General features: G+C 70.6%; 10 protein-coding genes. 6 read left to right on the plus strand and 4 right to left on the minus strand.

Annotated elements, in window-relative coordinates:
- Both VF697_RS34315 and VF697_RS34320 read left to right on the plus strand, forming a co-directional pair.
- Positions 1-322: glycerate kinase (locus VF697_RS34315; RefSeq protein WP_331101680.1), on the plus strand; the 322-nt coding region annotated here is incomplete at its 5' end.
- Between the two features lie 6 nt (positions 323-328).
- Positions 329-1,705 carry a hypothetical protein gene (locus VF697_RS34320; RefSeq protein ID WP_331101681.1) on the plus strand — a complete coding sequence of 459 codons (1,377 nt, stop codon included), beginning with the start codon at positions 329-331 and terminating at the stop codon, positions 1,703-1,705.
- Positions 1,706-1,723: 18 nt separating this feature from the next.
- Here the strand turns inward: VF697_RS34320 and VF697_RS34325 are convergent, their stop codons facing one another.
- From VF697_RS34325 to VF697_RS34335, 3 genes are all read right to left on the minus strand, one after another.
- On the minus strand, positions 1,724-2,641 hold the full coding sequence (locus VF697_RS34325; protein ID WP_331101683.1) for a hypothetical protein: 918 nt from the start codon (positions 2,639-2,641) through the stop codon (positions 1,724-1,726).
- A 2-nt stretch (positions 2,642-2,643) separates the two neighbouring features.
- Entirely contained in the window at positions 2,644-5,313 is a 2,670-nt protein-coding gene (locus VF697_RS34330; RefSeq protein WP_414641385.1) for a TonB family protein, read from the minus strand.
- A 77-nt stretch (positions 5,314-5,390) separates the two neighbouring features.
- Complete coding sequence (locus VF697_RS34335; RefSeq protein ID WP_331101687.1) at positions 5,391-6,197, minus strand: methylase; 807 nt, start codon at positions 6,195-6,197, stop codon at positions 5,391-5,393.
- 28 nt (positions 6,198-6,225) lie between these two features.
- On the opposite strand from VF697_RS34335, the gene VF697_RS34340 reads away from it, so the two are divergent.
- The 4 genes from VF697_RS34340 (at position 6,226) to VF697_RS34355 (ending at position 9,667) form a co-directional block, all read left to right on the plus strand.
- Positions 6,226-6,792 carry a helix-turn-helix domain-containing protein gene (locus VF697_RS34340; RefSeq protein ID WP_331101689.1) on the plus strand — a complete coding sequence of 189 codons (567 nt, stop codon included), beginning with the start codon at positions 6,226-6,228 and terminating at the stop codon, positions 6,790-6,792.
- 85 nt (positions 6,793-6,877) lie between these two features.
- Positions 6,878-7,921, plus strand: a complete 1,044-nt coding sequence (locus tag VF697_RS34345; protein ID WP_331101697.1) for a C45 family peptidase — start codon at positions 6,878-6,880, stop codon at positions 7,919-7,921.
- Positions 7,922-8,008: 87 nt separating this feature from the next.
- Complete coding sequence (locus tag VF697_RS34350; RefSeq protein WP_331101691.1) at positions 8,009-8,611, plus strand: hypothetical protein; 603 nt, start codon at positions 8,009-8,011, stop codon at positions 8,609-8,611.
- Between the two features lie 33 nt (positions 8,612-8,644).
- Positions 8,645-9,667: an alpha/beta hydrolase gene (locus tag VF697_RS34355; protein WP_331101693.1), complete on the plus strand. Its 1,023-nt coding sequence runs from the start codon at positions 8,645-8,647 to the stop codon at positions 9,665-9,667.
- 16 nt (positions 9,668-9,683) lie between these two features.
- Here the strand turns inward: VF697_RS34355 and VF697_RS34360 are convergent, their stop codons facing one another.
- Entirely contained in the window at positions 9,684-10,130 is a 447-nt protein-coding gene (locus VF697_RS34360; RefSeq protein WP_331101695.1) for a hemerythrin domain-containing protein, read from the minus strand.
- Between the last annotated feature and the right edge of the window lie 253 nt (positions 10,131-10,383).

Raw genomic sequence — 10,383 nt, forward strand, 5'->3', positions numbered from 1 at the left:
GAAGCTCGTCTCCGGGTACGGGATGGTGGCCCGGACGCTCCGGCTGCCCGAGCGGCTCGCCGCCGCGGACGCCGTGCTCACTGGCGAGGGGCGCTTCGACAGGCAGACGGCGCTCGGCAAGGGTCCCGGTGTCCTGGCCCGGGAGGCGCATGCACTCGGCAGGCGCACGGTGATGTTCGCGGGAAGCGTCGCCCCCGACGTCGCCGCGAGCCCTTCGCTGTTCGAGGAGGTGGTGGAGGTGTCCACGCTCGCCCCGCCCGGCGCCTCCCATTTCGAGGCCCTGCGCCATGCCGGTGCCTGGTGGGCAGCGCGACGCAGGTAGGAAAGAATGCCGGACATGACGGAGACGGGGGAGAAGACCAGCACGGCCCGGACAATCCTCACCATCCTGGGGGTCACCCTGCTGCTCCTGCTGGTGACGCTCGCGGGCGCGTACTGGCGGCTGGGGCAGCGGTTCCGGAAGGCCGGAGACGAGCTGGTCTCCGAAGTCCACGTCCTCGCGAGCCTGCGCCGGGTGCGCCCTGCCCATACGGACGCCCCGACTCCTGGCACATTCGCCCAGGCCCTCGGGCCGCTGATGCCGGAGCTCCTCCGTCTCCACAAGGCCGAGCCCCGGCTGGAGGAGTCGATCACCACCGCGTGCCGGGACGTCCGTGAGGGGAAGCAGCCCCTCGCGAAGCTGCCCCGGGAGTGCCGTGACGCCTTTGATCGCGGCCGCCCGTTGATGCAGCGCGCGCTCCTGGCCTCCCGGACCGAAGAGCCCGGTCTGCCCGAGGGGCTCCCGGCGCTCAGTGACCCCAGCCATCCCAACCAGAAGTCGGGAATGGTGGCGCTCCAGCATGTCGTCAAGCTGGCCGCGCTCGAGGTGCGGTTCCAACTCCAGGATGGACAGGCGGACGCCGCCCTGGAGACCTGTCTCGACGGGCTCGGGCTCGCACGCGACCTGGGACACGGGAGTGGATTGATTGGCGCGATGGTCTCCGCGTCTGGCTACAAGATCCTGTTCCCGGCTTGCACCGATGCGCTCCAACGCGCCTCGCCCCTGGGTCTGAAGAAGGCCACGGTGGCCCTGCGGCGACTGCGCGAGGGGCTGAGCCCGCTCTCGTCGGCCATGCGCGAGGAGCACGTCTTCGGGCCCCTGTACGCCTTCGGCCGACTGCTCGACCAGGACCAGCTCGCCGCCCTTCCGGCCGACGGGAGGGCCATCGCCGCGCAAGGCTCGCTCGACGTGGGGGTGGAGATCCCCTTCTTCGCGCCCGTCCTCATGCGCCACGCCATGGTCGAGTTCATGCGGCTCCAAGGGCAGATGGTTCCGCTCGTGGATCTCCCGCTCTCGGCACGCGCCGCCCGGCTCGGGGCCGTGGGCCGGGAGGCCGTCAGCTCGAGGAATCCCCTCGTCGGCCTGGGCATGCCCGCCTTCGACACGTTCGCCGCACGGGCGGACCGCCAACGGGCCCAGGTGGACCTGCTGCTCGCACTCGCGCTGGTGGAGGCATACCGCGCCGAGCGGGGCGAGTGGCCCTCGACCCTCCCACCGCTCTACCCCGAGCGCGCGGTCCTGCTGCCCACGGCGTTGAAGCTGCAACCAGAAGGGACGGACGCGCTGCGTGTCGTCCCCGAGGAAGCGGACCTGCGGGAGCTCGAGGTCGTCCTCGGCTCGGAGGAGTTGGACAGTCAGGCGCTCAGCGTGACGGCGACACCCTGAGCGCCCGTGGCCCGGCGCTCACGGCGTGTACTTCACCGTGCGCGTCACCCAGGACATACCGCCGCGCCCGTCGCGCACCACCACCCAGAAGCGCACCTCCTGGGCCTGCGCGTCCCGCGGCGGCTGCCACTCCGCGCGGTGCCGCTCCTCGTTCCCACCGAGGTCCGTCCCACCCGTCTCGTTGGGGGAGATCGTCCCCAGCGTGCTCTGCCAGGACAGCTCCCACGACTCCTGGAGACGAATCGGCTTCAGCTCGAAGGAGGGCACGAGGAACTCCTCCTCCAACGCGGAGAAGTCCGGCGCCTCCAGCTTGAAGGGGCCGGGGCCGGACAGCTCGCGCGGCACCTCCGCGTCCCACGGCTCGCCCTCCAGCAGCAGGCCCGGCAGCGCCGGCTGCACATTGGGCTTCATCTCCGGAAAGAAGCGGCAGCCGTACACCATCAGCTTCTGCGCGTACACCTGCTCGCCGCCGCCGCGCACCCACAGCACCAGCGGCAGGCGCAGGCCGCCCAGCCCGTTGTAGATGTCGTTCTCCAGCACCTTCTGCGCGAGGAAGGTGCCGTCCGGCAGCCGCGCCGTACCCGGGCCCGGGAAGAGGTCGATGACCACCTCGCCGGCCTGGGTGACGCCGCGGGCCAGCTCCACCCGGTCCTTGGTGCAGGTGTCGTCGTCCGCGTCGCCGCAGGCCCACAGGGTGTAGTCGAGCTCGCGACCGTTGCCAGCTGGGTCCGGGACGAGCGCGGTGAGGCGCACCGGGCGCAGGAGCGCATCGGCGAGCGCCGCGGGATCCGTGGAGCACGTCTCGGCGAAGACCTCCGGCGGATCCATCCGCATGGCGAGCACGCGCAGGTCCCTCACCTTCGACGGAGTGTCCTCGGATCCCACGCAGCCGGCGCACAGCAGCAGGCCCAGGGAGGCGAACAGGAAGTGGCGCATGACTAGAAGCTCCCCTTGACGCCGATGACCGGGAGGATCGGGATGCCGGGCACCTCGAAGACCTCGCGGTAGCGGTAGTCGTAGAAGGTCGCCTCCACGTTGGAGGCGTTGTAGACGTTCTGCACGTCGACGTAGGCCGAGAGCGTCCAGCTCTGGAAGAGCCAGCTCTTCTCCAGCCGCAGGTCCAACTGGTGGAAGGGCTGGAAGCGGATGGAGTTGGCCTCCCCGTAGGTGCCCGAGAACCGGTTGCGGTCGGCGTCGTAGCGGTCGAAGGTGTGCTGCAGCGGCGTGGTGGGCCGGCCGGTCACGTAGCGCATGCGCGCGCCCAGCTCCATGCCGTACGGCAGCCGGTAGCTGGCCACCGCGGTGAGGATGTGCGTCTGGTCCCACGTCGTCAGCCGGTAGTCGTTGCCCCCCACGCGCCGCTGCTCGGAGCGGTTGAGCGTGTAGGCCAGCCAGCCGAAGAAGTCGCGCGTCACCGCGTGCTTCACCATCACCTCCACGCCGTACGCGCGCCCCAGGCCCCGGTTGGAGTACGGGAAGCGCGTCAGCGTGCCGTCCTCGTTGCGCACCGTGTCTCCCGGGGAGACGACCAGCTCGTAGCGCCGGTTGAAGTAGCCGGTGACGTCCACGGTGATGGCATCGGTGAGCTGCTGCTCCACCCCCAGGCTCGACTGGAAGGAGCGCTCGTGGGTGAGCGCCGGGTTGCCCAGGGGCGCCGGCTCCAGGTTGAAGGCCTCCGGCGGCTGGCTGTAGAGGCCCAGGCTGCCCTTGAAGCTCGTCTTCTCCGCGGGCTGCACGCGCACCCAGAGGCGCGGGTCGTAGGTGAAGCGGTCCTGCCCGTAGATGCGGGCGTAGGTGGCGCGCAGGCCGGGCGTCAACGTCACCGGACCTACCTTGAGATCCAACTCCGTGTAGAGCGCGCCGTCGAAGGTGTTGGCCACCCGCTTGATGGTCTGCAGCTCCGCCTTCGGCTCGGCGCCGGGGAAGGGCGCGTACTGGATGCCCTCGAGAACGGGGAGCTGCCCCTCGCCCACCAGGTGCTCGAACCGCACGTCCGCGCCGGTGCGCGCGGTGAGCCAGGGCAGCAGCTCCAGCGCGATATCCTCGCGGGCTCCGAGCGACCAGACGCTCGCGTCGAGCTTCGTCACTCCAAAGCCGAGGCTCGCCAGGTCATAACCCGCGTACGGGGTGAACACCGAGGTGAAGCCCCCGAGGCGGTACGTCCAGTCACCCTTGAGCCGGTGGAAGAGCGTACGCGCATCCACGGAGACGTCCCGGTTGCGCCCGCCGCCCGAGGCCACCACGTTCAGCAGATCGTCCGAGCCGAACGCCATCACATACCCGGTGCTGCGTCCGCCGGGGCCCGGCTCGCTCCCGCGCTTGGCGCCGAAGTCCATCCGCACCTGGTAGTCCCAGTAGCGCGGCAGCACGAGCAGCGTGCCACCCTCGGGGTCCTCGGGCAGCACCAGCGGCAGCAGCACGTCCACGTACGAGCGGCGCGCGGCTCCGGCGATCGAGATGCCGTCGGCCACGGGCGCCTCGACGAAGAAACCCGAGTCCAGCAGGTCCACCTTCACCGAGCCATGCAGCGTGTCGCTGGCGCCCTTGCGCGTGGCCACGTCCACCGCGCCGCCCACCGCCCGGCCATAGCGGGAGCCAAAGCCACCCGGGAAGAAGTCCACCCGGTCGATGAACTCGGCGTTGAGCACCGAGGGCCCACCGCCCAGGTGGTAGAGCAGCGGCACCTCCACGCCGTCGAAGAAGGTGAGCGTCTGGTCGGGCGCCGCGCCGCGCACGATGAGCTGTCCGGAGATGAAGGGCGCACGCGCCACGCCGGGCAGGTTCTGCAGCACGCGGATGGGGTCTCCGAAGGTGCCCGGCACCTTCTGCAGCTCCTGACGCTCCAGGGTGCGGCGCACCACCTCCTTCTTCTCGCGCGCGCCACGCACCACTGTCTCGTAGCCCGGGGCCTTGGGCAGCAGGTAGAAGATGACCTCCGTCGTCTCGTTGGGGGCCAGCTCCTCCTTCGTCGTGAAGAGGTGGAAGTCGTTGGCCACCACGCGCACGTCACAGGTGCCGGGCGTCACCTTCAGGGTGAAGCGGCCCTCCTGGTCGGAGAGGGCCTCGGGCGCCTCGGGGTCGTCTCCACACCGCACCGTGGCTCCGCCCACGCGCGAGCGGCTGCCACGCGCCAGCAACTGCCCGGTGAGGGTGGCCTGCGGCGGAGGAGGCGGCGGCGCGGACTCCTCCACCTTCGGCGGCTGGAGGACGAAGTTGTAGACGTACTGGATTTGAATGGGGGCCGGCGCGCCGTCGACCTCGGCCGGGGAGAACTGGAACTGCCGCACCGCCGCGAGCGCCGCCTCGTCGAAGCCGTCCCCCACGGGCTTCGTCACCTGCGCGTCGGACACCTGGCCCTTCTCGTCGATGGTGATGAGCATCTCCACCGACGCCGTCTTGCTGGCCGCGGCGGCCTCCGCGGGGTAGGCGGCCTCCACGAAGTGGACGAGCTCGGGTGCCTTCGTCAGCACGGGGGTATGGACGCCTGCGTCCACCTCCTCTCGGCGCGCGCCTTCATAGGCCTGAGCCCACGCCTGCGCGGAGGAAAGGGAGAGGACTGCGAGGAGCAACCAGAGGGCGGAGCGGGTCGGGGCCACGGTGACGGGCATTTAAAGGGTCCTTGCCTGCCGAACAACCTCGAACTCTACCCGCCTTCGCTCCGGATGTGGTTGCTCCCCTGCCGCTCTCACCGGAAGACGCCCCCCGGGGGTTTCCAGAGCAGGTAGCCCTCATCGAGCAGCCATGCGTCGGTCGAGATTCCCGCGACCTGAGAGGCCAGCCGGAGCACGGAGTGGCGGAAGGCCTCGGGGGGCTCGGTATGCCCCGCCTCGCGCGCCTCCCGCCATGCCTCCGTCCAGTCGGCGAAGAAGGCGTGGATGGGCTCTCCGGGCTTCACCCGGCGGCGGAAGTCCCGGGGCAGCCAGTCTCGGAAGAGGACGGGCGCGAATCCCCGGCTGAAGTCGGTGTGGAACAGCAGGGCCTCGCGCGACAGCCCCTCCGGAACGCGCCGGAGCAGGTGCGCCACGAGCACGGCCCCGGGCGTGTCCGTGCTGCCCTCGATGAGCAGCCCCCCTTCGAGCAGCGACGCGCCCACCTTATCGTGGATGCCGGGCACCTCCTCGGGGCGGTACCCGCGCAGCAGGTTCATGGCGCGGATGAGGCGGACGTTCTCTCCGGGCCGCAGGGGCAGGTCGAACCCGCCCTCCCGGAAGTCGGTGAGCGCGTCGGCATGGGCCCGGGCGGCCTCCACCCGCTGGGGCTCCAGCTCCACGCCCACCACCGGGAGCCTCGGGTGGACCTCGCGGAAGGCCCGGGCGCTCTCGAGCGTGGTCCACGGATGCTCACCGAAACCGAGGTCCACGAAGACGGCCCGCGCCCACTCGCCCTCGTCGCGGGTCAGCAGCTCGCGCTCGGAGTGGAGCAGGTACACGTCGAGCGCTTGGAGGCGCTGATGAGCCGTTCTTCCTCGCGTCTTCCTGTCCAGGGAGGTCATGGCTTGGAGCCCGGACTATATTCAGGTCATGCCCGCGACGACCCAGCCCATCCGGTGGACGCAGCAGGTCCTCACGCCCGCGCCCCTGGCGGTCCACCCGGGAGCGATGCCCCGGCTCGTGGACGCCAGCCCCTCCGAGCTGGTGAACGAGGCCGTGGAGCTGCGAGACCTCGGAGGCGGCTCCCTCGACGCGCTCGGGGAGCGGCTCCTGGCCGCCGGCTCGCTGGAGCGGATGCACGAGGTGCTCGTGCCCCTCCTGGAGCGGGTGCCCTACCCGCCTGGAGACAGCTTCGACCGGGCCCTGCGCCACCTGACCGCCCGGCCGGAGGCCCTGCGCCCAGGCGTGCTCGCGGATGCGCTCCACCTGAGCCCGCGCACGCTGCAGCGGGCCTTCAAGGAGCGCGTGGGCTTCTCTCCGAGGACCTACTCCCGCATCGCCCGGTTCCAGGAGGCCCTGTCCGCCTTGCGCACGGAGCCCACCCGCTCCCTGTCCGAGGTCGCGTACCAGATTGGTTACGCCGACCACGCCCACATGACGCGGGAGTTCCGGGAGCTGACGGGCCGCACTCCGAGCGACTTCCGCCAGTCGACCTGAAGCGCCCCGCGTGTCGCATCCGTTCAAGCAGGGAGGGCCCCGGGTCTCGTAGTTTCCCGCTCCATGACGACACACCCTTCGGGTCATCGAGTGCCACGGGACCCCGCGGCGGATCGGCCAGCAGTGGGGCGAGGCGAGCCGCGAGAGCCTGCGCGCCTCGGCCGAGACGTTCTTCCTCGGCATGTCCCAGGGCCCCCTGCGCGCCTCGCGGGAGGACGTGGTGCGCACGGCGCTGAAGCTGGAGGCCCGCGTGCGCGCCTTCGCGCCGGAGGCGCTCGAGCTCATCCAGGGACAGGCCGAGGGCACCGGGCTCTCCTATGAGGAGACCTTCGCGCTCCAGTGCATGCTGGAGGTGGCCATCAACTACGGGCAGATCGGCGGCATGTGTACCTCGCTGGCCCTCACCGGCGAGGCGACCGCGGATGGGCAGGCGCTCCTCGGACAGACGATTGATTGGAACCCGGAGGCGCGGATGAACCTGCTGCGCATCCGCCACGCGGACGGGCGCGAGCAGCTCTCGCTGTGCCTGGACGGCTCGCCGTTCTACCACCTCAACAGCGACGGGGTGGGCAACTGCGCCAACCTCACGCTCGTCGCGCCCAGGCCCTGCCCCTCGCTGGTGCCGCTGAGCGTGTACGTCCCCAAGGCGATGCGTCAGCCGAGCCTCTCGTCAGCCCTGGAGGTGCTCGTCACGGCGGCGCGGGGCTTTGGCTACTACCACCTCGCGGACGCGCAGGGGCGCGTGGTGGGCATCGAGAGCACGTACGACGACCACGTCCTGCTGCAGCCGGAGCGGGGGGTGCTCGTCCACGCCAACCACTACCAGTCCGAGCGCTTCCGCGAGCAGGACCTCACCCACCAGTTCGTCCCCTGCACCCACGGGCGCAAGGCGCGCATCGCGGAGCTGGTGGCCGCCGGGCACGGGACGCACACGCCCGAGTCGGTGATGCGGATGCTGACCGACCACGGCACGCCCGAGGGCCGCATCTGCCTGCACGACACGCCGCCCGCGCCCGGAGCCCTGCCTCGGGAGACGAAGGCCACGGTGGTGATGGCGCCGGCCCGCCGCACGATGTGGGTGGCGACAGGGCCCGCCTGCCGCGAGCCCTTCACCGAATTCCGACTCTGAAAAAGAGCCGGGTGACAGCGCGAGCATGCAGCGGTGTTCAACGGGGCACGGCGGCCACCGAGACGGGTGGGCCGCCAGGAGCCTTCGATGCGCACACCTCTGCACGCCCTTCCCTTGATGCTGTCCCTCGGACTCTCCGGCGCGGCGCTGGCCGACTCGCCCGCGACCGGGCTCGAGTCCTCCCACCTCCTGCCTCCCCCCACGTCGCTGCCCCTGACGGTGAGCTATTTCGGTGAGACGCTCGCGCGTCCCGGCCTGCGCCTCGCGACCGAGCTGACGCTGGCGCGGCTCGGCGAGCACCGGCTCTTCGTCGAGCCCGCGCTGGGCGGCTACTTCCACCGGGCCCACAGCCTGGGCCTCTTCGCCGAGAGCCTGATGGGCTACCGCCACGCCTTCGGCCCCCGCTTCCGCATGGAGGCGCTGGTGGGCCTCGGCTACCTGCACACCTTCGTGGACGGCACGGTGTACGAGGCCCGGGGCACGAGCACCCCGAGCCCGGTGACGAACCTCGGCCGGCCCTCGGTGATGCCGTCGGCGGCGGTGAGCTTCCGGTGGAACCTCGCTCGCGAGGCAAGCGCCCCCCCGAGCCTCTTCGTGCGTCCGCGCGTCTTCTGGCAGGCGCCCTACCACCAGGGCTCGCTGATGCACGCGGCCGTCGAGGTGGGCCTCACCCTGCCCGTGTCCCTCTGAGTCCCACTCCTTTCAGCGAACGAACCTCCCACCATGAATCACGCAATCCCCTTCCCCGTCCGTCTCCTCACCTCGCTCCTCGTGCTCCTGGCCATGGCCTGCGGTGGCCCGTCCGAGGGAGACCTCTTCTTCCTGCGCAGCAAGGGCGCGGACATGCCCATCTGGGTGCGCGGCAACACCGAGAGCGGCACCTTCGTGCTGTTCCTCCATGGCGGTCCGGGCTCGAGCGCCATGGCCCAGGCCGGGCTGCACGGGCTCGGCGAGTTGGAGAAGCACTACGCGGTCGTCTACTGGGAGCAGCGCGCGAGCGGCTCGTCCCAGGGCAACGTGGAGGAGGCGACGCTCACCCTCGAGCAGTTCGTCGAGGACACCGACCAGGCCGTCGACGTGGTGCGCGAGCGCTACGCCCCGAAGCGCCTGTTCCTCATGGGCCATAGCTGGGGCGGAGGGCTCGGCACCGCGTACCTGACCGACCCGGCGAGGCAGGCGAAGGTGGCCGGGTGGATCGAGATCGACGGAGCGCACGACCTGGTGCGCGGCTACGTGCTCTCACGCGAGCGGATGCTGCGCTACACGGCCGAGCGGATCGCCACGGGGGACCAGGTGGAGCACTGGAGCGAGGTCCAGCGCTTCTACGAGGAGCGGCCCACCCTGTTGGTGAAGGATCTCATCCAGCACTCACGGTACGTGAAGGAGTCCAACGGCTACACCCACGACCCGAGCCGGACGAGCAAGGGCCTCGGGAGCGACTTCTTCTTCTTCTCGCCCTCCGACGTGTTCTCCGTCATGCACAACGAGCCGGAGACCGTGCAGCGGTTCGACGTGCTGGAGCTGGACCTCACGCCACGGATGAGCCGCATCACCGTGCCCTCGCTCATCCTCTGGGGGCGGCACGACGGCATCCTACCAGTCGAGCTCGCCACCCAGGCCCACGACGCCCTCGGCACACCCGCGGAGCGCAAGCAGGTAGTCATCTTCGAGCAGTCCGCCCACTCGCCCCTGCATGAGGAGCCGGAGGCGTCCGTCCAGGCCATCCGCTCCTTCATCGACGGCTAGCGCGAGGGCTCCGCGCTCAGGCGCTGTACGCCATCGGTGTCGCCACGGGGATGAGAGACTGCGTGCCGAAGATGGCCCCCTCCTCGTGGTCCATGTCGAGCACCACGGCGTGGGTCATCGCCTGGATGATCTCCCCCAGCCGCCGCGTGGCCTGGACGCCGTCGATGCGCGTCGAGAAGGAGGCGATCAGCGTGCGCTGGTGGAGGTGGTTGTTCTGGAGATCCGCGAGGTGCTCGGCGGCGGGGGCATAGCCCTCGCGCACGAGCGCCTCCAGGAGCTGCTCCTCGTCCGCCATGTGGCGCAGGAGCTCGTCGGCGAGCTGGTGGGCACTCGTGCGTAGAACCTCCTCGCACGAGGTGTCACCCTCCGCCGCCATCTGGGCCACGTCACTGATGTCCACCAGCAGCGCGCGGAGCATGTGGTGCTGCGCGAGGATCCGGTTCTTGAGTTCTTCGATCTTCATGAGCGCTCTCCGACCCGGGGCACCGGGAAGCCTCGGGTCGCCGTGTCCCGATTCAGAACCAGGGCACTGCAAGGGATGAGCCGTGCCGCTCGCTCTCCAGGGAAGCGGTGTCCAGACGCGGAGCACGCCCTCGGACCGCGAAGATTTTGCGCGTCCCCTCCCCGTTCCGGACACATCTTGCGCCGGAAACCCTCACCCCGTCCCACGCCCGGAAGACGCGGGGACGACGGCGCGGAAGCGGTAGAGGGCCGCG

This window comes from Archangium sp. (assembly GCF_036388035.1).
Taxonomy (GTDB): Bacteria; Myxococcota; Myxococcia; order Myxococcales; family Myxococcaceae; genus Archangium.

Coding starts and splice junctions, on each gene's coding strand:
- VF697_RS34320 (WP_331101681.1), top strand. CDS start 329: ATGCCGGACATGACGGAGACGGGGGAGAAGACCAGCACGGCCCGGACA.
- VF697_RS34325 (WP_331101683.1), bottom strand. CDS start 2,641: ATGCGCCACTTCCTGTTCGCCTCCCTGGGCCTGCTGCTGTGCGCCGGC.
- VF697_RS34330 (WP_414641385.1), bottom strand. CDS start 5,313: ATGCCCGTCACCGTGGCCCCGACCCGCTCCGCCCTCTGGTTGCTCCTC.
- VF697_RS34335 (WP_331101687.1), bottom strand. CDS start 6,197: ATGACCTCCCTGGACAGGAAGACGCGAGGAAGAACGGCTCATCAGCGC.
- VF697_RS34340 (WP_331101689.1), top strand. CDS start 6,226: ATGCCCGCGACGACCCAGCCCATCCGGTGGACGCAGCAGGTCCTCACG.
- VF697_RS34350 (WP_331101691.1), top strand. CDS start 8,009: ATGCGCACACCTCTGCACGCCCTTCCCTTGATGCTGTCCCTCGGACTC.
- VF697_RS34355 (WP_331101693.1), top strand. CDS start 8,645: ATGAATCACGCAATCCCCTTCCCCGTCCGTCTCCTCACCTCGCTCCTC.
- VF697_RS34360 (WP_331101695.1), bottom strand. CDS start 10,130: ATGAAGATCGAAGAACTCAAGAACCGGATCCTCGCGCAGCACCACATG.